At 64.4% G+C, this 23,694-nt stretch carries 23 protein-coding genes; 18 read left to right on the top strand and 5 right to left on the bottom strand.

What is annotated here, in order from left to right:
* The first annotated feature begins 9 nt into the window (after window positions 1–9).
* The 18 genes from paaC to ACQ4W4_RS06540 all read left to right on the top strand — a co-directional run bounded on the left by paaC (window position 10) and on the right by ACQ4W4_RS06540 (window position 19,052).
* On the top strand, window positions 10–777 hold the full coding sequence (gene paaC / locus ACQ4W4_RS06625) for a 1,2-phenylacetyl-CoA epoxidase subunit PaaC (RefSeq protein ID WP_436541292.1): 768 nt from the start codon (window positions 10–12) through the stop codon (window positions 775–777).
* Window positions 777–1,322: a 1,2-phenylacetyl-CoA epoxidase subunit PaaD gene (gene paaD / locus ACQ4W4_RS06620; protein ID WP_436541291.1), complete on the top strand. Its 546-nt coding sequence runs from the start codon at window positions 777–779 to the stop codon at window positions 1,320–1,322. Before paaC ends, paaD begins: the two co-directional genes overlap by 1 nt.
* A gap of 40 nt (window positions 1,323–1,362) precedes the next feature.
* Window positions 1,363–2,442, top strand: coding sequence for a 1,2-phenylacetyl-CoA epoxidase subunit PaaE (gene paaE / locus ACQ4W4_RS06615; protein ID WP_436541290.1), 1,080 nt, complete (start codon window positions 1,363–1,365; stop codon window positions 2,440–2,442).
* Between the two features lie 110 nt (window positions 2,443–2,552).
* Complete coding sequence (paaG, locus tag ACQ4W4_RS06610) at window positions 2,553–3,344, top strand: 2-(1,2-epoxy-1,2-dihydrophenyl)acetyl-CoA isomerase PaaG (RefSeq protein WP_436541289.1); 792 nt, start codon at window positions 2,553–2,555, stop codon at window positions 3,342–3,344.
* 1 nt (window position 3,345) lies between these two features.
* Entirely contained in the window at window positions 3,346–4,911 is a 1,566-nt protein-coding gene (paaH, locus tag ACQ4W4_RS06605) for a 3-hydroxyacyl-CoA dehydrogenase PaaH (RefSeq protein ID WP_436541288.1), read from the top strand.
* Window positions 4,904–5,350, top strand: coding sequence for a hydroxyphenylacetyl-CoA thioesterase PaaI (paaI, locus tag ACQ4W4_RS06600; protein ID WP_436541287.1), 447 nt, complete (start codon window positions 4,904–4,906; stop codon window positions 5,348–5,350). The genes paaH and paaI overlap by 8 nt, the downstream gene beginning before the upstream one ends.
* 67 nt (window positions 5,351–5,417) lie before the next feature.
* The gene (gene paaK / locus ACQ4W4_RS06595) at window positions 5,418–6,746 is read left to right on the top strand and encodes a phenylacetate--CoA ligase PaaK (protein ID WP_436541286.1); all 1,329 of its coding nucleotides are present in this window, start codon (window positions 5,418–5,420) and stop codon (window positions 6,744–6,746) included.
* A 22-nt stretch (window positions 6,747–6,768) separates the two neighbouring features.
* Entirely contained in the window at window positions 6,769–7,974 is a 1,206-nt protein-coding gene (pcaF, locus tag ACQ4W4_RS06590; RefSeq protein WP_436541285.1) for a 3-oxoadipyl-CoA thiolase, read from the top strand.
* 84 nt (window positions 7,975–8,058) lie between these two features.
* Window positions 8,059–9,210 (top strand): ABC transporter substrate-binding protein, encoded by a 1,152-nt coding sequence (locus ACQ4W4_RS06585; RefSeq protein ID WP_436541284.1) that lies wholly within the window; start codon window positions 8,059–8,061, stop codon window positions 9,208–9,210.
* 71 nt (window positions 9,211–9,281) lie between these two features.
* Window positions 9,282–10,160 (top strand): branched-chain amino acid ABC transporter permease, encoded by an 879-nt coding sequence (locus ACQ4W4_RS06580; RefSeq protein ID WP_436541283.1) that lies wholly within the window; start codon window positions 9,282–9,284, stop codon window positions 10,158–10,160.
* Entirely contained in the window at window positions 10,157–11,140 is a 984-nt protein-coding gene (locus ACQ4W4_RS06575) for a branched-chain amino acid ABC transporter permease (RefSeq protein WP_436541282.1), read from the top strand. Before ACQ4W4_RS06580 ends, ACQ4W4_RS06575 begins: the two co-directional genes overlap by 4 nt.
* Window position 11,141: 1 nt before the next feature.
* Window positions 11,142–11,897, top strand: a complete 756-nt coding sequence (locus ACQ4W4_RS06570; RefSeq protein ID WP_034746375.1) for an ABC transporter ATP-binding protein — start codon at window positions 11,142–11,144, stop codon at window positions 11,895–11,897.
* Window positions 11,897–12,628, top strand: coding sequence for an ABC transporter ATP-binding protein (locus ACQ4W4_RS06565; protein WP_436541544.1), 732 nt, complete (start codon window positions 11,897–11,899; stop codon window positions 12,626–12,628). The genes ACQ4W4_RS06570 and ACQ4W4_RS06565 overlap by 1 nt, the downstream gene beginning before the upstream one ends.
* A 9-nt stretch (window positions 12,629–12,637) precedes the next feature.
* On the top strand, window positions 12,638–13,252 hold the full coding sequence (gene paaY / locus ACQ4W4_RS06560) for a phenylacetic acid degradation protein PaaY (RefSeq protein WP_436541281.1): 615 nt from the start codon (window positions 12,638–12,640) through the stop codon (window positions 13,250–13,252).
* Between the two features lie 62 nt (window positions 13,253–13,314).
* Complete coding sequence (paaZ, locus tag ACQ4W4_RS06555; protein ID WP_436541280.1) at window positions 13,315–15,366, top strand: phenylacetic acid degradation bifunctional protein PaaZ; 2,052 nt, start codon at window positions 13,315–13,317, stop codon at window positions 15,364–15,366.
* Window positions 15,367–15,740: 374 nt separating this feature from the next.
* Window positions 15,741–17,003 (top strand): hypothetical protein, encoded by a 1,263-nt coding sequence (locus tag ACQ4W4_RS06550; protein ID WP_436541279.1) that lies wholly within the window; start codon window positions 15,741–15,743, stop codon window positions 17,001–17,003.
* Window positions 17,004–17,013: 10 nt separating this feature from the next.
* Window positions 17,014–17,421 (top strand): type 2 periplasmic-binding domain-containing protein, encoded by a 408-nt coding sequence (locus tag ACQ4W4_RS06545; protein ID WP_436541278.1) that lies wholly within the window; start codon window positions 17,014–17,016, stop codon window positions 17,419–17,421.
* Window positions 17,422–17,480: 59 nt separating this feature from the next.
* Window positions 17,481–19,052 (top strand): methyl-accepting chemotaxis protein, encoded by a 1,572-nt coding sequence (locus ACQ4W4_RS06540; RefSeq protein ID WP_436541277.1) that lies wholly within the window; start codon window positions 17,481–17,483, stop codon window positions 19,050–19,052.
* Window positions 19,053–19,162: 110 nt separating this feature from the next.
* On the opposite strand, the gene ACQ4W4_RS06535 is transcribed toward ACQ4W4_RS06540, so the two are convergent.
* Genes ACQ4W4_RS06535 through ACQ4W4_RS06515 form a run of 5 tightly spaced genes read right to left on the bottom strand, consistent with a single transcriptional unit; the run spans window position 19,163 to window position 23,685 of the window.
* Window positions 19,163–20,386: a M24 family metallopeptidase gene (locus ACQ4W4_RS06535; protein WP_436541276.1), complete on the bottom strand. Its 1,224-nt coding sequence runs from the start codon at window positions 20,384–20,386 to the stop codon at window positions 19,163–19,165.
* Between the two features lie 45 nt (window positions 20,387–20,431).
* Window positions 20,432–20,968 carry a type II secretion system protein gene (locus tag ACQ4W4_RS06530; RefSeq protein ID WP_436541275.1) on the bottom strand — a complete coding sequence of 179 codons (537 nt, stop codon included), beginning with the start codon at window positions 20,966–20,968 and terminating at the stop codon, window positions 20,432–20,434.
* On the bottom strand, window positions 20,955–21,338 hold the full coding sequence (locus tag ACQ4W4_RS06525) for a type IV pilin protein (protein ID WP_257626127.1): 384 nt from the start codon (window positions 21,336–21,338) through the stop codon (window positions 20,955–20,957). Before ACQ4W4_RS06525 ends, ACQ4W4_RS06530 begins: the two co-directional genes overlap by 14 nt.
* Window positions 21,339–21,343: 5 nt before the next feature.
* Complete coding sequence (locus tag ACQ4W4_RS06520) at window positions 21,344–21,814, bottom strand: type II secretion system protein (protein WP_436541274.1); 471 nt, start codon at window positions 21,812–21,814, stop codon at window positions 21,344–21,346.
* On the bottom strand, window positions 21,811–23,685 hold the full coding sequence (locus ACQ4W4_RS06515) for a secretin GspD/PilQ domain-containing protein (RefSeq protein WP_436541273.1): 1,875 nt from the start codon (window positions 23,683–23,685) through the stop codon (window positions 21,811–21,813). Before ACQ4W4_RS06515 ends, ACQ4W4_RS06520 begins: the two co-directional genes overlap by 4 nt.
* Window positions 23,686–23,694: the final 9 nt, after the last annotated feature.

The following is a 23,694-nucleotide window of genomic DNA, read 5'->3' as shown; positions in this document are numbered from 1 at the left end:
GAGCCTGCAATGGATGACAAGGTCACGCAACAAAAGTTCGATTACCTGCTGCGTCTGGGCGACAATGCCCTGATCCTCAGCCAGCAGCTGTCGCAGCTGTGCGGCAAGGGGCCGGCGCTGGAAGAAGACATGGCGCTGACCAACGTGGCGCTGGACTTGCTGGGTCAGACGCGTCTGTGGTTCAGCTATGCGGCCGAACTGGAAAACGCGGGCCGCGACGAGGACGACATCGCCTTCCTGCGCGACGCCCACGACTTCAAGAATTGCCTGCTGGTCGAACAGCCGAACGGCAATTACGCCGACACCATGATGCGCCAGTTCTTCTTCGACAGCTGGCACTACTTCCAGCTGCTGGAACTGACGAAATCGACGGATGCGCGCATCGTCGAAGTGGCGCAAAAGTCGATCAAGGAAGTGACGTATCACCTGCGCCGCAGCGGCGACCTGATCGTGCGCCTCGGCGACGGCACGGAAGAAAGCCACGCGAAAACGCAAGCTGCCGCCGACAAGCTGTGGATGTACACGGGCGAGATGTTCACGTACGACGCCGTCGACCAGGCCATGGTCGCCGCCGGCATCGCGCCGCCATCGGATATCTTGCGCCAGGCTTTCCTCGAACATGTGGCCGAGATCTTCGCCGAAGCCACTTTGACCATGCCGGCGCCCGACGCCTGGATGCAAAAGGGCGGCAAGCAGGGCACGCACACGGAGCACCTGGGTTTTATTCTGGCCGAGATGCAGTTCCTGCAGCGCGCCTATCCCGGGGCGGAGTGGTAATGAACGCCGCCGCTGGCGCCGCAGCGCTGGACGCCGCCCAGGTCTGGGCCTGGCTCGGCGAGGTGCCGGACCCGGAAATCCCCGTCATTTCGGTGGTGGACCTGGGCATCGTGCGCGCCGTCGACATCACGGATGGCGATGCGTGCGTCGTGACGATCACGCCCACGTATTCGGGCTGCCCGGCCATGCAGGTGATCGCCGACGCCGTCACCGATGCCCTGCGCAGCCATGGCGTGGCCAAGGTGACCCTGGTGAACCAGCTGGCGCCCGCCTGGACCACGGACTGGATGAGCGAGGCGGGCAAGGCCAAGCTGAAAGGCTATGGCATCGCGCCGCCGCAGCAGCAGGTGATCGACATCAGCGGCCTGCGTGGAGGAACAGCAGGCGGAGTAAAACGCCAGGCTGGCCCCAAGCTGGACGTGATCTGCCCGAACTGCGGCTCGACGCATACGCAGTTGACCAGCCAGTTCGGCTCCACGCCGTGCAAGGCCCTGTACAAGTGTATCGATTGCCGCGAGCCGTTTGACTACTTCAAGTGCCACTAAAAAAATCAGGCACACGTTCCGAAGAAACTGGAGATGAAGCATGAGTAAATTTTATCCGCTGTGCGTGGCGAACGTGCGCAATGAAACGCGCGACACCATCGCCGTCACGTTCGACGTGCCAGCGGAACTGCAGCAGCAGTTCCGCTTCCAGCAGGGCCAGCACCTGACCCTGCGCGCCAATATCAATGCGGAAGACGTGCGCCGCTCGTATTCCATCTGTTCGGCGGTGCAGGACGGCACCCTGCGCGTGGCCATCAAGCGCACGCCGGGCGGCGCCTTCTCCACCTGGGCGAACGACACCCTGAAAGCCGGCGCCACCATCGAGGTGATGCCGCCCATGGGCCACTTCAACGTGCCGCTCGACTGCGTCAACCGCAAGCACTACCTGGCGTTCGCGGCCGGCAGCGGCATCACGCCCATCCTCTCCATCATCAAGACGACCCTGCTGACGGAACCCCTGAGCCGCTTCACCCTGTTCTACGGCAACCGCGCCTCGTCGTCCGTCATCTTCAAGGAAGAATTGACGGACTTGAAGGATGTGTACCTGGAGCGTTTGAACCTGGTCTACGTGATGAGCCGCGAGCAGCAGGACATCGAATTGTTCAACGGCCGCATCACGCAGGAAAAATGCGAGCAGTTCCTGCAGCACTGGATCCGTGTCGAAGACTACGACAACGCCTTCATCTGCGGCCCGGAAGACATGATGCTGGGCGTCTCCGCCGCCCTGCAGGCGGCCGGCATGCCCAAGCAGAATATCAAGATCGAACTGTTCGCCGCCAGCATCCCGAAAAACGCCCACAAGCCGCGCGCCCAGTTCGACGCGGGCGCCGTGCAGGAAACGGAAGTGACCGTCATCATGGATGGCAATCACACCACCTTCACGATGGACAAGGACAAGGAATCCATCCTCGACGCGGGCCTGCGAGCGGGGCTGGACATGCGCTACTCGTGCAAGGGCGGCGTATGCTCGACCTGCCGCTGCAAGATCCTCGACGGCAAGGTCGAAATGGACGTCAACTACGCGCTGGAAGACTACGAAGTGGCGCGCGGCTTCGTCCTCAGCTGCCAGAGTTTTCCGCTGACCGACAAGGTCGTGGTCGACTTCGATCAGGCAGAGTAAAAGCCGGGGTCTGACCCGCCGGGGTCATTCGTCCCAGTGGGGCGAATGACGATTCCGCAGGAACTGACCTTCCTTGCGCTTGGGTTGAAAACGAAAAATAGCGAGACGCCATGACCTACCAAAACATCCTCTTCACCATCGAGCACGGTATCGCCACGCTCACCCTGAACCGTCCCGACAAGCTCAATAGCTTTACGCAAGCCATGCACGAGGAAGTGCGCGACGCCATCGCCAAAGTCAAGGCCGACAGTTCCGTGCGCGTCTTCGTGCTGACGGGCGCGGGGCGCGGCTTTTGCGCGGGCCAGGATTTGTCCGACCGCGCCGTGGAACCCGGCTCGAAGGGCGTGGATCTGGGCGAGTCGGTGGAAAAGAACTACGCGCCGCTGGTGCTGGCCTTGAAGGCCTTGGCTATGCCCGTGATTTGCGCCGTCAACGGCGTGGCCGCCGGCGCGGGCGCCAACCTGGCGCTGGCCTGCGACATCGTCATCGCCGGCAAGTCGGCCAGCTTCGTCGAAGTGTTCTGCAAGCTGGGCCTGATCCCGGACACAGGCGGCACCTTCTTCCTGCCGCGCCTGATCGGTTCGGCGCGCGCCATGGGCCTGGCCATGCTCGGTGAAAAACTGACGGCGGAAAAGGCCGAGGACTGGGGCCTGATCTGGAAATGCGTGGACGATGCGGAACTGGCGAAAGAAACGCGCAAGCTGGCCGTGCACTTTTCCACAGCGCCGACCAAGGGCCTGGCCTACACCAAGCAGGCGTTGGCCGCCAGCGGCGCCAATACCTTGCCGCAGCAGCTGGCGCTGGAAGCGCGCATGATGAGTGATCTCGGTAACAGCGACGATTACCGCGAAGGCGTGGCCGCCTTCATGGAAAAGCGCGCACCGCAATTCAAGGGACATTGATATGGCAGCTTTGGACAACAACAGTATCGTCGCCGTCATCGGCAGCGGCGCCATGGGCGCCGGCATCGCGCAGGTGGCTGCCGCCGCCGGCTACAGGGTCAAGTTGTACGACACCCGAGCAGAAGCGGTGAGCAAGGCGCTGGCGGACATCGGCAAGATGTATGCGAAGCTGGCCGAGAAGGGCCGCATGACGTTTGACGAAGCCACAGCCGCCACGGCGCGCCTGCAGGCGGCCGGCAGCCTGGCCGATGTGAGCGATTGCTCCCTGGTGGTGGAAGCCATCGTGGAAAACCTCGACGTCAAGCGCGGCCTGTTCGCCGAGCTCGAAGCGCTGGTCGGCGACGACTGCATCCTGGCGACGAATACATCGTCGATCTCCGTCACGGCGATCGCCGCCAAGCTGCGCCGGCCGGAACGCCTGGTCGGCATGCATTTCTTTAATCCCGTGCCCCTGATGGCGCTGGTCGAAGTGATCAGTGGCTTGGCCACCAGCGAGCAAGTGGCCTCCACCGTGTATGACACGTCGATTGCCTGGGGCAAGAATCCCGTGCATGCAAAATCGACGCCCGGCTTCATCGTCAACCGTGTCGCCCGTCCGTTTTACGCGGAAGGCTGGCGCCTGCTGAACGAACAGGCAGGGGACGCCGCCACCATCGATGCCGTGCTGCGCGAAGCGGGCGGTTTCCGCATGGGGCCATTCGAATTGATGGACCTGATCGGCCATGACGTGAATTTCTCCGTCACGCAATCCGTGTTCGGCGCCTATTTCAACGACCCGCGCTTCACGCCGGCCGTGCTGCAGCAGGAAATGGTCAACGCCGGTTTCCTGGGCCGCAAATCGGGCCGCGGCTTCTACCTGTACGGCGAAGGCGCCAGCGCACCTGTGGCGCAGGCGGAAAGCGTGCAAGCGACCCCGGAATTCGTCGCCCTGTCGGCCGCCATCGGCGGCGATGGCCGTGGCCACAGCGGCATCATCCGCAGCCTGGTGCAGCGGCTGGAGCAGGCTGGCGTCACGGTCAGCCGCCGTGTGACGCAGGAAGGCCAGGCGCACGACGAGGCGCCGGCCCTGCATTGCCATGGCGCCGCGATTTATCTGACCGATGGGCGCAGCGCCACCCAGCGCGCGCACGACAACCAGCATCCGGACACGGTGCTGTTCGACCTGGCGCTCGATTACGCGACTGCCCGCCGCATCGCCGTGGCCCGTGCCGACCAGTGCAGCGACGCCGCCTATGCGGCCGTCGTCGGCCTGTTCCAGGCGGCCGGTTTCATCGTCACGCGCCTGGACGACGTGCCTGGCCTGGCCGTCATGCGCACGGTCGCCATGCTGGCCAACGAAGCGGCCGACGCCGTCAACCAGGGCGTGTGCACGGAGGATGCCGTCGATATCGCCATGCAGAAGGGCGTCAATTACCCACGCGGACCGCTGGCCTGGGCCGATGCCGTCGGCGTCCAGCACATCGTCGCCGTGCTGCACCACCTGGCGCAAGGCTATGGCGAAGACCGCTACCGCGTCTCGCCGCTGCTGCGCCGCAAACTCGCCAATGGAGCACCGTTTCATGCATAAGGAAGACCATCTTCACGCCGCCCAGGCCCTGGCCGAAGCGGCCGCCGCCTCCATGCTGTCGCGCGATAACGCCACCGCCGCCATGGGCATCGCCCTGGCTGATGTGGGCCCAGGCCATGCGCGCATGACGATGACGGTGCGCGCCGACATGCTCAACGGCCACCAGACCTGCCACGGCGGCTTCATCTTCGCCCTGGCCGACAGCGCCTTCGCGTTTGCCTGCAACAGCTACAACATGAATACCGTGGGCGCCGGCTGCACCATCGATTACCTGGCGCCGGGCCGCGAAGGGGACGTGCTCACTGCGTACGCCATCGAGCAGGCGCTGGCGGGAAAAAGCGGCGTCTACGACGTCAAGGTCAGCAACCAGGACGGGCGCGCCATCGCGCTCTTCCGCGGCAAGTCGATCCGCGTGGCGGGTGAAGTCATCAGCGGTTGAAGGTACAAGAGCAGGCTTGAACTGCCGGAACGAATTACATAGTGATAGAACCGATTAGGAGACAAAGATGGTCCAACGAATTCCCGCCCCCAATGACCTCGAGCCGATCGAGCGCGCCAGCAAGGATGAACTGCAGGCGCTGCAGCTCGAGCGCATGAAATGGACGCTCAAGCACGCGTATGACAACGTGCCCCATTACCGTGCCGCTTTTGACGCAGCGGGTGTGCATCCGGATGATCTCAAATCCTTGTCCGACCTGGCGAAATTTCCGTTCACCGATAAAAAGGTCTTGCGCGACAATTATCCGTTCGGTCTGTTCGCCGTGCCGCGCGAGCAGGTGGTGCGCATCCACGCATCGAGCGGCACCACGGGCAAGGCCACGGTGGTCGGCTACACGCAGAACGACATCGACACCTGGGCTAACGTGGTGGCGCGCTCAATCCGCGCCGGCGGCGGCCGCGCGGGCGACATGGTGCATATCTCGTACGGCTACGGCCTGTTCACGGGCGGCCTGGGCGCGCACTACGGCGCCGAGCGCCTGGGCTGCACGGTCATCCCCATGTCCGGCGGCCAGACGGAAAAGCAGGTGCAGCTGATCCAGGACTTCAAGCCGTCCATCATCATGGTCACGCCGTCGTACATGCTCAACATCATCGAGGAGTTCACGCGCCAGGGTCTGGACCCGGCCGAATCGTCGCTGAAGGTGGGCATCTTCGGCGCCGAACCGTGGACGGACGCCATGCGTTCGGAAATCGAGGCGCGCGCCGGCATCGACGCCGTCGACATCTACGGTCTGTCCGAAGTGATGGGACCTGGCGTGGCGTCCGAATGCATCGAGAGCAAGGATGGTCCCGTCATCTGGGAAGACCATTTTTACCCGGAGATCATCGACCCGGAAACGGGCGAAGTGCTGCCGGACGGCGCAGAGGGCGAGCTGGTGTTTACCTCCTTGTCGAAAGAGGCGCTGCCCATCATCCGCTACCGCACGCGCGACCTGACCCGTTTGCTGCCGCCCACCTCGCGCTCCATGCGCCGCATCGGCAAGATCACGGGCCGTTCGGACGACATGCTGATCATCCGCGGCGTGAACGTTTTCCCCACGCAGATCGAAGAGCTGATCCTCAAAATGCCGAAGCTGGCGCCGCAATACCAGCTGGTCGTCACGCGCGACGGCCACCTCGACAAGCTCGAAGTGATCGCCGAGCTGCGCATCGACCTGACATCCACCATCTCTGCGAGCGAAACGGACGCCCTGGCGCGCGAGCTGGAACACCGCATCAAGACGCACGTGGGCGTGAGCACGCGCGTGCGCCTGGTGGCCGCTGCCGGCATCGAACGCACCTTGACGGGCAAGGCCCGCCGCGTGGTCGACCAGCGCCCGAAGATATTCTCCTGATAGCCCGAACAAGGAAGCAAACATGAACGAAGCCTTTATCTGTGACGCCGTACGCACACCTTTCGGCCGCTACGGCGGTGCCTTGTCCAGCGTGCGCGCGGACGACCTGGGCGCGCTGCCGATCGCCGCGCTGATCGCGCGCAACCCATCCGTCGACTGGTCCGCCATCGACGATGTGTTCTACGGCTGCGCCAACCAGGCGGGCGAAGACAACCGCAACGTGGGCCGCATGGCTGCGCTGCTGGCCGGCTTGCCGGCGGCAGTGCCCGCCAATACCATCAACCGCCTGTGCGGCTCCAGCCTGGACGCCGTGGGCATGGCCGCCCGCTCGATCAAGGCGGGCGAGGCGGAACTGATCATCGCCGGCGGCGTGGAAAGCATGACGCGCGCACCGTTTGTGATGGGCAAGGCCGACAGCGCGTTTTCGCGCGCGGCGAAAATCGAAGACACGACCCTGGGCTGGCGCTTCGTCAACGGCAAAATGAAGGCGCAGTACGGCATCGATACCATGCCTGAAACGGCGGAAAACGTGGCCGTGGAATTTGGCATCAGCCGCGCCGACCAGGACGCGCTGGCCTTGCGCAGCCAGCAGCGCTGGGTCGCCGCCAACGCGGCCGGCGTGTTCGATCGCGAAATCGTGCCCGTCGCCGTGCCGCAAAAAAAGGGCGAGCCGAAGATGGTGACGATGGATGAACATCCGCGTCCGGACACCTCGCTGGAAATGCTGGCGAAACTGAAAGGCGTGGTGAAAGCGGACGGCACGGTCACGGCCGGCAATGCCTCGGGCTTGAACGACGGCGCCTGCGCGATTTTGCTGGCGTCCGCCGCCGCTGTGGATAAATACAAATTGACGCCGCGTGCAAAAGTGCTGGGCATGGCCACGGCCGGCCTGGCGCCGCGCATCATGGGCTTTGGTCCCTCGCCGGCGTCGCGCAAGGTGCTGGCGCAGACAGGATTGAGCATCGAACAGATGGATGTCATCGAACTCAATGAAGCGTTTGCGGCGCAGGCGCTGGCCGTCACGCGCGACCTGGGCCTGGCCGACGATGCGGCCCACGTGAACCCGAATGGCGGCGCGATTGCCATCGGCCACCCGCTGGGCGCATCGGGTGCGCGCCTGGTGATGGCCGCATTGAACCAGCTGGAGCGCACGGGCGGGCGCTATGCGCTGTGCACCATGTGCATCGGCGTGGGGCAGGGTATTGCTGTCGTCATTGAACGCGTATAAAAAAGTAAAACAACTAAAAAGGCGCAGGCTTGCAAAAAAGCGCCAACCATAATTGACCGTAGTGCCAACCTGGTGGAGACCACAATGATTGCCAATATCTTCAAGAAAACCCTGATCGCCGGCGTGCTGGCCATGACTGCCGCGGGTGCGTACGCGGCCGACAACATCAAGATCGGTTCCGTGCTGTCCGTCACGGGCCCGGCCGCCTTTCTGGGCGACCCTGAACTGAAAACCCTGCAGCTGTATATCGAAAAAATCAATGCGGCCGGCGGCGTCCTGGGGCGCAAGCTGGAGCTGGTGCACTACGACGACGGCAGCGATGCGGCCAAGGCCAACGGTTTTACCAAGCGCCTGATCGAGTCGGACAAAGTCGACGTGCTGATCGGCGGCACCACCACGGGCGCGACGATGGCGATGGCGCCGCTGGTGGAGCGCGCCAGCATGCCGTTCATCTCGCTGGCGGGCGCCGTGGTCATCATCGACCCGGTCAAGAAATGGGTCTTCAAGACGCCGCACACGGACCGCATGGCGGCCGAGAAGGTGTTCGAGGACATGAAGAAGCGCGGCATCAGCAAGGTGGGCCTGCTGTCGGAAACGAGCGGCTTCGGCGCCTCGGGCCGCAAGGAGTCGCAGATCGTCGCGTCCAAATACGGCATCACCCTGGTGGCCGATGAAACCTACGGTCCGAAAGACACGGACATCACGGCGCAGCTCACGCGCATCAAGAACACCGCCGGCGTGCAAGCCGTCTTCGTCTTCGGCCTGGGCCAGGGTCCGGCCGTCGTGACCAAGAACTACGGCCAGCTGGGCATGGCCGCGCTGCCGCTGTACCAGTCGCACGGCGTGGCGTCGGACGAGTACCTGAAATTGTCGGGCAAGGCCGCCGAAGGCGTGCGCCTGCCGACGCCGGCCCTGCTGATCGGCGCCATGCTGCCGGACAGCGACGCGCAGAAGGCCGTCGTCGTCGGCTACGACAAGACGTATAAGGACCGCTACAAGATCGACCCGTCGACCTTCGGCGGCTATGCGCTCGACGCCCTGAACCTGTCGGTCGACGCCATCAAGCGCGCCGGCGGCACGGACCGCGAAAAAGTGCGCACGGCGCTGGAAACGACCAAGGGTTTTGTCGGCACGACCGGCGTGTTCAACATGTCGGCCAAAGACCATATGGGCCTGGACCTGTCGGCTTTCCGCATGGTGGAAGTGAAGAACGGCGAATGGCAATTGTCGAAATAATATAAGCCAGAGTACCTGCGCGGGCCGCCCTCGAAGGCGGCCCGCGCATCGCCGAACACAATGGAGACACCATGGAAGTCGCTCAATTTCTACAATTTCTGTATTCCGGGATGACGGTCGGATCCGCCTATGCGCTGGCGGCGCTGGGCTTTACCATCATCTACAACACAAGCGGCGTGATCAACTTCGCGCAGGGCGAATTCATCATGCTGGGCGGGATGCTGGCCGCCGTGATGTCCGCCGCCGGCGTGCCGCTGCCGCTGGCCATCCTCCTGGCCGTCATCGCCACCGGTATCGTTGGCCTGTTGATGGAAAAAGCCGTGATCGAACCGGCGCAAAACGCGCAGGTCATCACCCTGTTGATCATCACGATCGGCGCCTCGCTGGTGCTGCGCGGCCTCGTGCAGATCTGGCTGGGCAAGGATACGCACTCGCTGCCGGCGTTTTCCGGCGACGCGCCGATCGAATTTCTGGGCGCCAGCCTGCTGCCGCAAAGCTTGTGGGTGCTGGGCGTGACGGTGGTCATCGTGCTGGTGCTGGGCTGGTTCTTCGGCCGCACCCTGATGGGCAAGGCCATGCTGGCCACCTCGCACAACAAGCTGGCCGCGCAACTGGTGGGCATCAACACGCGCAAGGTGCTGCTGTTCTCGTTCGGCCTGTCGGCGCTGCTGGGCGCGGCGGGCGGCATCCTCGTCGCGCCGATCACGTATACCTCGTATGACGCGGGCATCATGCTGGGCCTGAAAGGCTTTGTCGCCGCCGTCCTTGGCGGCCTCGGTGGCGGCGCGGGCGCGATTGCCGGCGGCCTGATCCTCGGTATCGCCGAAGCCATGACGGCCGGCTACATCTCGTCGGCCTACAAGGACGCGGTACCGTTCGTGCTGATTTTATTGATCCTGTTCTTCCTGCCGCAAGGCTTGTTTGGCGCTAAAAATTCGGAGCGTGTATGAAGAATTTCCTTACCCGCTCGCGCCACGGAGGCTTGCTGGTGCTGGCACTCGTGCTGGCCATCCTGCCCCTGTTCCTCAGCAATGCGTTCTACTATGACGTGGCGATCCGCATCGCCCTGAACGCCATCGTCGTCATCGGCCTGAACCTCTTGATGGGCTATACGGGCCAGATCAGCCTCGGTCACGCGGGCTTCTATGGCCTGGGCGCGTATGCGTCGGCCGTGCTGACCACGCACTACAACTGGCCGCCGCTGGCCGCCCTGTGCGCCGGCGCCGTCGCCACGGGGCTGCTGGCGCTGCTTCTGGCGCGCCCCGTATTGAAACTCAAGGGCCATACGCTGGCCATGGCGACCCTGGGCCTGGGCATCATCATTTCCATCGTCATCAACAACGAGACGCAATGGACGGGCGGTCCGGATGGCATCGGCGTGTCCGCCTTCAGTGTCGCTGGCCTGGATATCGCCGGCGAAAAAGCGTGGTACCTGGTGTGCGCCGTGCTGCTGTTGCTGGTGACGTGGCTGGCCCTGAACCTGATCGATTCGCCCGTGGGCCGCGCACTGCAGGCCATCCACGGTTCGGAAGTGGCGGCCCGCGTGGTGGGCGTCGATACGACCCGCTTCAAGGTGCGCGTGTTCGTGCTGTCGGCGGTGATTGCCAGCATCGCGGGCAGCATCAGCGCCCACTACATCGGTTTTATCACGCCCAACCTGGCCGGTTTCTTCCACTCGATCGAACTGGTGACGATGGTGGTGGTGGGCGGCATGGCGTCGATCTTCGGCTCCATCATCGGCGCGGCGCTGTTGACGATTTTGCCGCAGCTGCTATCCAGTTTTGAAGGCTGGGAAACGGTGGTATTTGGCGTGATCCTGATGGCGACCATGATCTTCATGCCCAAGGGCCTGGTGCCGAGCCTGGCCAGCCGTTCGCGCAAGCGGGCCGCCACGCCGAAGGCGCCCGTCAAATCCGCGCAGGAGGTGTGAGATGCTGACGATTAACAAGCTGAGCAAGAGCTTCGGCGGCGTGCATGCCGTGCAGGACGTGAGCTTTACCGTCAAGGAAGGCAATATCCATTCCGTGATCGGGCCGAACGGCGCCGGCAAGACGACGCTGTTCAACCTGATCACCGGTGTCTACACGCCGACCAAAGGCGAGATCCTGCTCAATGGCGAGAACGTGGCCGCCATGTCGCCCGATGCGCTGGCGCGGCGCGGCATGAGCCGCACCTTCCAGAACCTGCAAGTGTGCATGAACATGACGGCCATCGACAACGTGATGGTGGGCGCGCACCTGCGCCTGAACCAGAACCTGTTCGCCTCCATGCTGCGTTTGCCGTCCGTGCGCCGCGCCGACGCGGCCTGCCGCGACGAGGCGGCGGGCCTGATGGAATTCGTCGGCGTAGGACGGCATATCGATGACGAGGCGGGGCAGATGTCGTACGGCGCCTTGAAGCGCCTGGAAATCGCCCGCGCGCTGGCGGCCAAGCCGAAAGTGCTGCTGCTCGACGAGCCGGCGGCCGGTCTGAACCACACGGAGACGGGCGAGATCGAAGCCTTGATCCGCAAGGTGGCGCAATCAGGCGTGACGGTGGTGCTGGTCGAGCATGACATGAAACTGGTGATGAATCTGTCGGACCATATTCTGGTGCTCGACTATGGCAAGAAGCTGGCCGAAGGGACCGCCGCCGAAGTGCGCGCGAACCCCGACGTGGTGGCGGCATACCTGGGAGTGGCGGCATGATGAAGATGGAAAAAACTCAAGCACCGCTGGTGCTCGATATCGCCGGCCTGACCAGCCATTACGGCCGCATCCAGGCCTTGCACGGCATCGACCTGCAGGTGCGCCAGGGCCAGCTGGTGGCGCTGGTGGGCGCGAATGGCGCCGGCAAGACGACCTTGCTGCGGGCGATTTCCGGCGTGCAGGCGATCAGCGCCGGCAGCATCGTTTTCGCCGGCCAGGACGTCAGCCGCATGAGTGCCGACAAGCGCGTGCGCGCCGGCATTTGCCAGGTGCCGGAAGGGCGGCAAGTGTTCGGCCCCATGACGGTGGAAGATAATCTGCGCCTGGGCGCGTTTACACGCCCCGCACAGGACGTGGCGGGCGACATGGAGCGCATGTACGGCCTGTTCCCGATCCTGAAGGAAAAGCGCTTGCTGCTGGCCGGGACGCTCTCCGGCGGACAGCAGCAGATGCTGGCCATGGCGCGCGCGCTGATGGGCCGCCCGCAACTGCTGCTGCTCGACGAGCCGAGCATGGGCCTGGCGCCGCTCCTGATCGCGGAAATCTTCCGCATCGTGGCCGAGCTGCGCGACCAGGGCATCACCATCTTCCTCGTCGAGCAGAACGCGCACGCGGCCCTGTCGATCGCCGACGTGGGCTATGTGATCGAGACGGGCGCGATTACCCTGTCCGGTCCCGGCCCTGAATTGCTGCATAACGAGCAGGTACAAAGCGCCTATCTGGGCATGTAAGGAGTCTGTATGGTCAAAGTCTACGAAATCAACGGCGTCACCCCCGTCGTCCACCCCAGCGCCTATGTGCACCCGTCGGCCGTGCTGATCGGCGACGTGATCGTCGGCCCGCGCTGCTATATCGGCCCGCTGGCCTCGATCCGCGGCGATTTCGGCCGCCTGATCCTGGAAGAGGGGGCGAACCTGCAGGATACCTGCGTCATGCACGGCTTTCCCGGCTGCGACACGGTGGTTGAAGTCGACGGCCATATCGGCCATGGCGCCGTGCTGCACGGCTGCCGCATCGGCCGCAACGCGCTCGTCGGCATGAACGCGGTGGTGATGGATAACGCCGTCATCGGCGAGGAATCCATCGTCGCGGCCATGAGTTTCGTGAAGGCGGGCATGATCGTCGCGCCGCGCAGCATGGTGGTCGGCACGCCCGCGAAGGTGATACGGGCGCTCACCGACGATGAAATCAAATGGAAAAGCTCGGGCACGGGCCAGTACCACGAACTGGCCGTGCGCTCCATGCAGACGATGCGCGAGGTGGAAGCGCTGACGCAAGTCGAGGCGAACCGCCAGCGCCTCAATTTCGAATCGGCCTTGCCGCTGCATTTGCACAAGAACGCTGCCGCGCAATAACCTTTAACCCTTTAAATGCTGGGGTCAAACCCGACGGGTCTGACCCCTAACGGAGAAACCACATGGCTCACATATCCACCCTGCAAAGCCTGATCGCCGGCCGCTGGCTGGGCGAAAGCGCCGCCGTGCCCCTGCACAGCGCCTTGAACAACCGCGTCATTTATCACACGCATGCGGAAAAGATCGACTTCGACGAAGCCGTCACGTATGCGCGCAAGACGGGCGTGCCGGGCCTGATGGCACTGGACTTCCAGCAGCGCGCCGCGCGCCTGAAGGCGCTGGCCCTGTATCTGGTCGAGCGCAAGGAAGAACTGTATGCGATTTCGCACCTGTCGGGCGCCACGCGCGCAGACAGCTGGGTCGACATCGAGGGCGGCACGGGCACATTGTTCGCCTACGCCAGCATGGGCAGCAACGAGCTGCCGTCGTCGAACGTGCTGCACGAGGGCCCGGCCATCGCGCTGGGCAAGAAGGGCGGTTTCGCCGGCACGCACATCCTGGTGCCGCGCGGCGGTCTGGCCGTGCACATCAACGCCTTCAACTTCCCCATCTGGGGCTTGCTGGAAAAATTCGCGCCCAGCTTCCTGGCGGCCATGCCCTGCATCGCCAAGCCGGCCACGGCGACGAGCTACCTGACGCAGGCTGTCGTGCGCATGATGCACGAATCGGGCTTGCTGCCGGCCGGCAGTTTGCAGCTGGTGATCGGCTCCACGGGCGACCTGCTGGACCGCCTGAACGGCCAGGACTTCGTCACGTTCACCGGGTCTGCCGCGACGGCCGCCAAGCTGCGCACGAATGCCAACCTGATCGCCCAGTCCGTCCCCTTCAACGGTGAAGCCGATTCGCTCAACTGCGCCATCCTGGCGCCGGACGTCACGCCAGACGACGTGGAATTCGACCTGTTCGTCAAGGAAGTCGTGCGCGAAATGACGGGCAAGTCGGGCCAGAAGTGCACGGCCATCCGCCGCATCATCGTGCCCGAGCACCTGATGGACGCCGTCGGCACGCGCCTGCGCGAGCGCCTGGCCAAGGTGGTGGTGGGCGACCCGTCCATCGACGGCGTGCGCATGGGCGCGCTGGCCTCGAAAGAGCAGCAGAACGACGTGGCCGAGCGGGTCGCCACCCTGTCGCAGGGTAACGAAGTGGTGTTCGGCGCGGCCGACGGCTTCAATCCCCTGGGCGATGGGGCGCAGGACGGCAGCTTCTTCTCGCCGACCTTGCTGATGTGCCGCGACGCTTTCGGCAACGACGCCGTGCATGACGTGGAAGCGTTCGGTCCCGTCAGCACCATGATGGGCTACCACGATATCGATGAAGCGCTGGCTCTGGCCGCGCGCGGCAAGGGCAGCCTGGTGAGCACCCTGGTGACGCGCGATCCGAAGATCGCCGCGCGCGTGGTGCCGCAAGTGGCGGCCACGCATGGCCGCGTGCACGTGCTCGAGCGCGTGGCCTCCGTCGATTCGACCGGTCATGGCTCGCCCCTGCCGCAACTGAAGCACGGCGGCCCTGGCCGCGCGGGCGGCGGCGAGGAACTGGGCGGCGTGCGCGCCGTGCGACACTACCTGCAACGGGCGGCCGTGCAAGGCTCGCCGACCATGCTGGCGGCCATCACGGGCGAATACGTGCGCGGCGCGGATGTCAACGAAAGTCCGATCCACCCGTTCCGCAAGCATTTCGAGGACTTGAAGACGGGCGACTCGCTGCTCACGCACCGCCGCACCGTCAGCGAAGCGGACATCGTCGCCTTCGGCGGCATCTCGGGCGACTTCTTCTACATGCACTTCGATGAAATCGCGGCCAAGGAATCGCAATTCGGCAAGCGCATCGCCCACGGCTATTTCGTGCTGTCGGCCGCCGCCGGCCTGTTCGTCTCGCCTGGCGTCGGTCCCGTGCTGGCCAACTATGGCCTGGACAACCTGCGCTTCGTCGCCCCCGTCGCCATCGGCGACACCATCCGCGCGCGCCTGACGTGCAAGCGCAAGGTCGACCGCAACCGCAAGGACGTCTTTGGCGTGGGCCAGGGCGTGGTCGCATGGGACGTGCAGGTGACGAACCAGAACGAGGAACTGGTGGCCAGCTACGACATCCTGACCCTGGTGTCAAAGCGCGAGTAAGCGTTTACTGCAGAACTGGTTTGAACGGCGCCGCCCGCGATCTTCGCGCGGGCGGCGCTTTTTTTCATCATGAATTATCCATAAGTGTATGAAAAGTATAGTGAAACTGTGGTTTTGCACGGCGTGCTATTTAGATAAATCCCTCTAGAATGCGTGCTTTTTTCATGAAAAGGGGCGAAATAGCGCATTGCCTCAAGAAAACTTTCCAACGTAAAACCTTTTCTCTGTAGCATGGTTTTACTCACTGGTCACGCCGCCAAGCACGCTCCACGCCGCGCTGGCGGCGCGAAAAAAACGGACCCGGCCTTTTGCGGCCGGTGAGCCATCGACCTCGAGTCCAACTCCACGTTCACCGCTACGGGTATTTAATTACTATGAATAAACACGTCCTGATTTTCCTGTTGGCCATGCCCTTGGCCATCAGCCATGCCTACGCCGAGGAGGCTGCTGGCCCTGCGGTCAAGATCAGCGGTTATGGCACTGCCGCCCTGACCATGGCCGATACCGACAACGCGCAGTTCGCGCGCCCGAACCAGGCTGCCGGCGCCGGCCGCACCGCTCGCACGGGTATCGATTCCAACCTGGGCTTGCAAGCGAATGTCACTGTCAATCCGTGGCTGTCGGCCACCGTGCAGGGCCTGGCGCGCAAGGATGGCGAGGATGATTTTGGCGCCGAACTGGCGTGGGCTTTTGCCAAGGCCAAGGTGTCGGACAGCTTCAGCGTGCGCATCGGCCGCATGGGCCTGCCTGTCTTCATGATTTCCGATTACCGCAACGTGGGCTATGCCAACACCATGCTGCGCCCGCCCGGCGAAATGTATTCGCAGGTGCCCCTGAACAGCATCGACGGCATCGACGGCACCTACCAGTTCAGCGCGGGCGACACCAGCATCACCACGCAGCTGGCGCTGGGCCGCACCAAGGCCACCCTGGCCACGGGTCCCGCTTCGACCGTGCAGGTGGAAGGCAAGTCCATCGTCGCCTTGAACGTGGTGGCCGAACATGGCCCCGTCACCGTGCGTTTCGGCCGTGCCGAGACCAGGTTGACGATCAACGATTCTCCGAGCCTGAATACCCTGATGGGCAGCTTGCGCGCGGCCGGCAGCGGCTACAAAATCGCCCAGCTGGGCGCGCTGGCCGATGCGCTGGAAGTGAAGGACAAGAAGGCGTCGTTTACCTCCGTGGGCCTGGGCCTGGACTGGAACAACGTGCTGCTGCAGTCCGAATATGCGAAGCGCAAGACGGACAGCTATGTCAGCGACAGCACCTCGTGGTACATGATGGGCGGCTACCGCATGGGGGCCTTCCTGCCCTACTACAGCCACGCCAGCCTGAAGGCCGATGGCCGCGTGAACAACACCGTGCCAGCGGCTTGCCCGGCCGGCTATCCCGCCGCCTGTACGCCGACCCTGCGCGCCCTGTCGGCCGGCGTTGAGACCCTGGCCACCATGCGCAATCAGCTCGAGCAATCGACGGACAGTATCGGCGTGCGCTGGGACTTCCACCGTTCGGCCGCGCTGAAGGTGCAGATCGACCGCATCAAGCCGAAGAACGGCCCGGGCCTGTTCGTGCAAGCCAAGCCAGGCTTCCATGGTCCCGTCACGGTGGCTGCCGCCGCCATCGATTTCGTTTTCTGAGGAGCGCCGCATGAAACCATTGATCTTGACTGTGGCTGCCTTGCTGGCCTTGTCGACCGTCGTTCCCGCCATGGCCGAAGTGGTCGTGGTGGTCAATGCCAAGAGCGCCGCCGGCGCGATGACGAACGAACAGGTGGCGCAATTCTTTCTCGGCAAATCGACGGCCATGACGCCGATCGACCAGCCGGAAAGCGCGCCCGTGCGCGCCGAGTTCTACAAGAAGGTGACGGACAAGGAGCCGTCGCAAGCGAAGGCCCTGTGGTCCAAGCTGGTCTTCACGGGCAAGGCCACCTTGCCGAAGGAAGTAGCCAATAGCGCCGACGTGAAGAAGGCCGTGGCCGCCGATCCGAAGGCCATCGGCTATATCGAAAAGAGTGCCGTCGACGGCACCGTCAAAGTGGTGCTGACGGCGCCATAAAGCCTGATCGGGCCGCGCGCCATGCTGCGGCCCGATACACATACCATCAGGAGACAGCAATGAGCATCAAACGCAAGATATGGGCGCTGCCCGTCGTCTCGGCCGTGATTTTCGGGCTGGGATTGGCCGTCAGCGCCTATCTGTCCACGGCCACGCTCAATTCCATCCACGCCACGGAAAGCGCCGACTATCCCGTGCTCGACATGGCCAAGTCGCTGACCCTGGACGTGGCCGCCGTCGGCGACGCCCTGCGCGATGCCGTCAGCGAGGGCGACAAGGAGCGTATAGGGCAAGTAGGCGGCCAGGCGGTCAAGCTGCGCGAAAAACTGGCCGCCTTCGCGGCGATCCCCGGCCAGCGCCAGCACGGTGCGCGCCTGGCCAGGGAATTCGATGCCTATTATGCGCCGGCGCTGAGCGCGGCGCGCATCATGCTGGAAATGGAAGAGGGCGACCCGCAGGCGACCGTGGCGCGCATGCAGGGCGCGCTGGCCGTGCTCAATGCTGACCTGGCAAAGACCAACGAGCAGGCGCAGACGCAGTTCAGGCAGGGCATTGAACGCAGCGCGGCCAACGTGCGCAATGCGCTCAATACCAGCATCGCCGTGGCGCTGGCCGTCATCGTCTGCCTGGTGGTCGTGTCGCATTTCGTCGTGCGCGCCATCTGGCAGCAACTGGGCGGTGAACCCGAATACGCGTGTCAGATCGCGCGCGCCGTGGCCGATGGCGACCTCTCGATGGAGATTGCCACCGAGGCGGGCGACCAGGCCAGCCTGCTGGCGGCGCTGAAGGACATGCGTGCCAAGCTCGGCGGCATGGTTTCCGACATCAAGGCGTCGGCCGAAACCATCCAGGTGGCCAGCGCGGAAATCGCCCAGGGCAATGCGGACCTGGCCGCGCGCACGGAATCGCAGGCGGGCAGCCTGGATCAGACGGCGCGCAGCATGGACAGCCTGACTTCCACCGTGCGCGACAACGCCGCCAACGCGGGCCAGGCGCATGCACTGGTGGTGTCGGCATCGTCGGTTGCCGTGAAGGGCGGGCAGGTGGTCAGCCAGGTGGTCACCACCATGGGTGAGATCAATGACTCATCCAAACGCATCGTCGACATCATCGGCGTCATCGACGGCATCGCCTTCCAGACGAATATCCTGGCCTTGAATGCGGCCGTGGAGGCGGCGCGCGCCGGTGAACAAGGGCGCGGCTTTGCCGTGGTGGCGTCCGAGGTGCGTAACCTGGCGCAGCGCAGCGCGGCAGCGGCGCGCGAGATCAAGCAACTGATCGGCGATTCGGTGGCCAAGGTGAATATCGGCTCGAAGCTGGTCGACGAGGCGGGGCTGACCATGGGCCAGATCGTCGATTCCGTGAAAAAGGTGGCCGACATCATGGCCGAGATCAGCGCCGCGAGCCAGGCGCAAAGCGCCGGCATCGGCGACATCGGCGTGGCCATCGGCAGCATGGACCAGATGACGCAGCAAAACTCCGCGCTGGTGGAAGAAGCGTCGGCGGCGGCCGAATCGCTGCAGGAACAGGCCGTGCAGCTGGGTACGGCGCTGGCCGTGTTCAAGCTGGCGCAGGGGGCTGTGTCGGATTACGCGCTGCGCGCTAATCCGACCTACCTGGCGTTGCGGTGACGTCGGATGACGCGCCATGCGCCTCGGCGGCCCCGCCAATCCGACCTACCGGGCATTGGCGCATGCGTAGGTTGGATTAGCGCAGCGTAATCCAACACAGGAGCACCGGCTTACGTGCGCAAACCGAACGGATCGTCGATGCTGTGCGCCGGCTGCGTGAACCAGCGCGGACCGTTTTCCGTCATGTAGAAATGGTCTTCGTGGCGGATGCCGAATTCGCCGGGGATGCAGATCATCGGCTCGTTCGAGAAGCACATGCCCACGTCGAGCGGTGTCGTGTCGTTGCCCACCAGGTAAGGCCACTCGTGGATATCGAGGCCGATGCCGTGGCCCGTGCGGTGCGGCAGTCCCGGCAGCTTGTAGCCGGGGCCGTAGCCGTCCGCTTCCAGGGATACGCGCGCGGCGCGGTCCACGTCGCCGCAGGGCACGCCCAGCCGCGCGGCGGCGAACGCGGCGGCCTGCGCCGCCTTTTCGCTGTTCCACACGCTGCGCTGGCGTTCGCTGATCTGTCCGAAAACATAGGTGCGCGTGATGTCGGAGATGTAGTTCATCACCTGGCAACCCGTGTCGATCAGCACCATGTCGCCCGCCTTCAGGGTTTGCACATAGTTGACGCCATGCGGATAGGCCGTCGCTTCGCCGAACAGCACGATGCAGAAATACGAGCGGGGCGCGCCCACCTTGCGGTGCGCGCGCTGGATGAATTCTTCCACTTCCAACGTCGTGATGCCTTCATACAGCATGCTTGCCGTGGCCACGTGCACGGCCAGGGTCATGTCCATCACGCGCTGCATCAGGGCGATTTCCGCCTTTGATTTTCTGCTGCGGCAGTACGCGGTGACGGCGCGCGCGTTTTCCAGCGCATAGCCGGGGGCCAGCGGCCGGATGCCATCGTAGATGAAGAAGGCGGCGCTTTCGCAGATGCCCACGCGCGGCGGCTGATGCGCGTCCTGGGCGATTCCCATGCGCGCCAATACGTCGACGAACAGCTGGTACGGGCTTTCATGCTCTTCCCAGCAATTGACACGGCCCTCGATGAGCATGAAGCCTTGCAGGGTGCTTTCCTCGAAGGCGGGGGCGATGTATTCGATGTCGCCGCTGGCCGGCAGGATGGCGCCCACCATGCGTTCGCTGGCATACCATTTGGTGCCCGTGAAATAGGTGAGATTAGCGCCCGCGTTCAGGTAGATCGCGGCGATGCCCTGTTCGCGCATGAATGCTTGTGCCCTGGCGATGCGCTGCGCATGTTCGTCCTTGCCGATGGCGACCATGCCGCCCGTCATGTCCGACAGCGATGCCAATGCCTGTTCGATGGAAGTGCCACCTATGCTCATGCCTGCTCCTTTGCTCGATGCTGAATATGGAATGCGGGCATGATATCAGTTCGCGCCTTTCGGCTTGAGCCCGGGCGCGCCGCCGGCGGCATCGGGCGGGGCCAGCACCAGGTCGTGCGGGTACGTGAAGTGCCAGTCCGCGTAGCGCTGCTTGCGGCGCAGGCTGGCGTCTTCGTCGAGAAAATTGTCCTGCTTGATGGTGAGCTGCGGCGACAGTGAATGGATGCCGACGATGCGTCCCTCCTGCCGCAGCAGACCCCATTCCGCCTTGCCCGTGACGGGATCCGCATACAGTCGGCGCAAATGGCGCCGGGCGTTGGCAAAGCGCGGGTCGCGCAGCAGTTCCTGCAAGGTCAGTGGGTAGCGGGGCCGCCCGTCGCCCGGGGTGCTGTCGTAGTAGCGGCCCAGGGCATTGCGGAACTCATGGCCGATGAACAGCAGCTCTCGCTCTTTTTCGCGCCGCGCGGCCGTGGCATGCAATTCGCTGGCCAGCACCAGGCCCACGCCCATGAAGGCCACCAGCATCAGGGTCCAGATGTACGCGAAGCCCCGTACGCGGCGTTGAAAGCTAGAGCTGCTCAAAAGGGATGCCCTCGCGCGTCTTGCCCTTGGCGCCGCTGCGCACGTCGGCCACGCCGCCGATCTCGCCATTGGGCGAAGGGATCAATTGCCAGGTGGCGGCGGACTCCGTGACGGGGTCCAGCGGCACGCTGCGGAAGTAATGGTGGGTCACCAGGTCGGCCAGCGCGGCCGGATACTCTCCCTTGTCGGCATAGTATTTATCGAGGCCGCTTCTGAGCACCTGCAGGTTTTCCTTCAGGGCCACTTCCTTCGATTTTTCCACGGAGCCGAAATAGCGGGGAATGGCGATCGTCAGCAGCAGCGAGATGATGGCCAACACCACCAGCAGTTCGACCAGGGTAAAGCCGCGGCGCGGGGAAGAGGCGGGCATCGGTATCACCATTGATTGAGCGGCACGCCGTTCATGCCCACCTTGGTCGAGCGCGAGGCGACGTCGAACACGTCTTCGCCCTCGCTGGGATTGTCGGGCGGCGAGGCGTAGGCGCGCTTGCTCCAGCTGTCGGCCGCGCTGCCGGTTTCCCTGGGCTGGAACGGGTCGCGCGGCAGGCGGCGCAAAAAATAGATGTTCTGCTTCGAGGGGCTGCGCTGGTCGGGCACGCCCTCGACCAGTTCCTCGAGCTTTTTCGGATAGCCGGATGCGCCCAGCGACAGCTTGATGCGGCCATTGTCCGAGGCGCGCTTGTAGGCATCGATCGCCTCGCGCATCTCGATCAGGGCGCTGCGCAGTTCCTGCTCCTTCGCCCGTTGCAAGGCCACCTGCGCCATCGGCACGGCCACCGTGGCCAGGGTCGCCATGATGGCCAGGGTGATCATCAGTTCGATGAAGGTAAAGCCTTGTTGCTTCACTGGCCACCTTTGCCGGACTTGTCGCCGGCCGCCGGTGCCTCGTCGCCGCCCGTCATGGGCGAGCCGGCGCGCGGCGCGCTTTGCTCGGGCGCGGCGATGGCCTCGGGCGTGCCGCCGACGCTGGCGCGGCCGCCCACGGACGCCTCGGTGCCGGAATTGAACTCGGCCGTCATCAGGTCCGGGCGGCGGATGCTGCGCAGCAGGCGCGGCGTGATCGACAGCACGATCTCGCTGCGCATGGCGTCGTCCTTCTGGCTGCCGAACAGGCGGTTCAGCACGGGCAGTTCGCCCACGCCCGGCACCTTGTTGGCCGTGCCCCGGTCCTCGTCGCTGATCAGGCCCGCCAGCACCTGCGTCTCGCCATCTTTCAAACGCAACACGGTCGAGGCGCTGCGCGTGCCGATCTGGTATGCCTGCGTGCCCGTTTTGCTGATCACTTCCTTCACCACGTTCGACACTTCCAGGTTGATCTTGATGGCCACCTCGTCGTCCAGGTAGACGTTCGGTTCCACGTCGAGTTTCAGGCCCACGTCGATGTAGTTGACGCTGTCGGAACTGACGCCGTTATTCGTCGTGACGGTGATGACGGGCACGCGGTCGCCGATGAGGATCTTCGCCTTTTCCTTGTTGCGCACGCGGATGCGCGGGTTGGCCAGGATATTGCTGTCGCTGTCGGTCTTGTTTGCATTCAGGGTGACGCCGCCGATGCCCAGGTTGATGTTGTCGCCATTGATGCGGCGCAGGTCAGCCACCTTCAGGCCGCCCAGGCCATTGGCGGCGGCACCGGCCAGGGTCAGATTGGCCTGGTCCGGCCAGCGTATGCCCAGCTCCATCAGGCGCGTGCGCTTGACTTCCAGCACCTCGACTTCCAGCATCACTTCCGGGTCGGCCAGGTCCTGCACGTTGATGATGCGCTCGGCCATGCGCACCATTTCCGGCGTATCGCGCAGCATGATGATGCCCAGCCGTTCATCGGTGACAACGTCCTTGGCCTTGAGCAGGGTCTTGATGGAAAACGCCACCGTCTTGACGTCCGCATTGGCGAGGAAGAAGGTACGCACCACCAGCTGCTGGTAATCCTTTACCTTTTGCGGCGTGTTCGGGTAGATCGTGATCGACTTGTCGCTGGTGACGCTTTGCTCGAGCTGGTTGGCGCTCAGCAGCATGGCAATCGCCTCTTCGATGCTGGTGTCGCGCACGGAAATGGTGGCGCGCAGGGCGGGGTCGACCTCCTTGTCGAAGACGAAGTTCAGGCCCGACACCTTGCTGAGAAGATCGAACACGGCGCGCAGGGGCGCATCGCGAAACTCCAGGGTCACGGGTTTGCGGTAGGCGGCCGCCAGCTTGCCGCCGGCCGGACGGCTTTTGGCCTGCTCGTCGCCGATGCGGCTTTTCAAGGCCAGCGCCTCGCGCTGCGCGGGGCGCTCCTGCAGCACCTGGCGCAAGGCTTCCTGCGCCTGCGCGACATTCGCTTCGCCGCCGCGCTGGTAGCTGGCCTGCGCTTCCTGCACCAGCTTGCGGTGGCGTTCCTCCTGCGCCACGCCGGCCAGGCCCCGCTGCGCCACGTCGTTGCTGGCGTCTAGCGCCAGCGCCTGCTGGTACAGCGCTTGCGCTTCGGGCAGCTTGCCCTGCTGGCGCAGCGCCTCGGCGCGGCCATTGAGGTTGTTCAGCGCGCGCATCCTGCCGTTGGTGACGGCGATGCGGTACTTGGCGTTGGTCGGTTCGGCCTGCGCGGCCTGTTCCAGCAGGGCCAGGCCCTGTTCCGTGCGGCCGGCGCCCAGCATGGCCTGGCCGTCGGTATAGGCCTGGTTGCCGGCGCACGCGGCCAGCAGGGACAGCATCGGCAGCAGGGCGATGACAGTGCGTGACATAGGTGCGGC

Origin of the sequence: Janthinobacterium glycogeni (assembly GCF_051380725.1) — a bacterium.
Lineage (GTDB): Bacteria > Pseudomonadota > Gammaproteobacteria > Burkholderiales > Burkholderiaceae_D > Janthinobacterium.
Note: the sequence above shows the minus strand (reverse complement) of the source record. Positions and strands in the feature narration are given on the sequence as shown.

Coding starts and splice junctions, on each gene's coding strand:
- paaE (WP_436541290.1), top strand. CDS start 1,363: ATGAGTAAATTTTATCCGCTGTGCGTGGCGAACGTGCGCAATGAAACG.
- paaY (WP_436541281.1), top strand. CDS start 12,638: ATGGTCAAAGTCTACGAAATCAACGGCGTCACCCCCGTCGTCCACCCC.
- paaD (WP_436541291.1), top strand. CDS start 777: ATGAACGCCGCCGCTGGCGCCGCAGCGCTGGACGCCGCCCAGGTCTGG.
- ACQ4W4_RS06515 (WP_436541273.1), bottom strand. CDS start 23,685: ATGTCACGCACTGTCATCGCCCTGCTGCCGATGCTGTCCCTGCTGGCC.
- paaG (WP_436541289.1), top strand. CDS start 2,553: ATGACCTACCAAAACATCCTCTTCACCATCGAGCACGGTATCGCCACG.
- paaI (WP_436541287.1), top strand. CDS start 4,904: ATGCATAAGGAAGACCATCTTCACGCCGCCCAGGCCCTGGCCGAAGCG.
- pcaF (WP_436541285.1), top strand. CDS start 6,769: ATGAACGAAGCCTTTATCTGTGACGCCGTACGCACACCTTTCGGCCGC.
- ACQ4W4_RS06570 (WP_034746375.1), top strand. CDS start 11,142: ATGCTGACGATTAACAAGCTGAGCAAGAGCTTCGGCGGCGTGCATGCC.
- ACQ4W4_RS06565 (WP_436541544.1), top strand. CDS start 11,897: ATGAAGATGGAAAAAACTCAAGCACCGCTGGTGCTCGATATCGCCGGC.
- ACQ4W4_RS06575 (WP_436541282.1), top strand. CDS start 10,157: ATGAAGAATTTCCTTACCCGCTCGCGCCACGGAGGCTTGCTGGTGCTG.
- ACQ4W4_RS06525 (WP_257626127.1), bottom strand. CDS start 21,338: ATGCCCGCCTCTTCCCCGCGCCGCGGCTTTACCCTGGTCGAACTGCTG.
- ACQ4W4_RS06585 (WP_436541284.1), top strand. CDS start 8,059: ATGATTGCCAATATCTTCAAGAAAACCCTGATCGCCGGCGTGCTGGCC.
- ACQ4W4_RS06535 (WP_436541276.1), bottom strand. CDS start 20,386: ATGAGCATAGGTGGCACTTCCATCGAACAGGCATTGGCATCGCTGTCG.
- paaK (WP_436541286.1), top strand. CDS start 5,418: ATGGTCCAACGAATTCCCGCCCCCAATGACCTCGAGCCGATCGAGCGC.
- paaZ (WP_436541280.1), top strand. CDS start 13,315: ATGGCTCACATATCCACCCTGCAAAGCCTGATCGCCGGCCGCTGGCTG.
- paaH (WP_436541288.1), top strand. CDS start 3,346: ATGGCAGCTTTGGACAACAACAGTATCGTCGCCGTCATCGGCAGCGGC.
- ACQ4W4_RS06580 (WP_436541283.1), top strand. CDS start 9,282: ATGGAAGTCGCTCAATTTCTACAATTTCTGTATTCCGGGATGACGGTC.
- ACQ4W4_RS06550 (WP_436541279.1), top strand. CDS start 15,741: ATGAATAAACACGTCCTGATTTTCCTGTTGGCCATGCCCTTGGCCATC.
- paaC (WP_436541292.1), top strand. CDS start 10: ATGGATGACAAGGTCACGCAACAAAAGTTCGATTACCTGCTGCGTCTG.
- ACQ4W4_RS06540 (WP_436541277.1), top strand. CDS start 17,481: ATGAGCATCAAACGCAAGATATGGGCGCTGCCCGTCGTCTCGGCCGTG.
- ACQ4W4_RS06545 (WP_436541278.1), top strand. CDS start 17,014: ATGAAACCATTGATCTTGACTGTGGCTGCCTTGCTGGCCTTGTCGACC.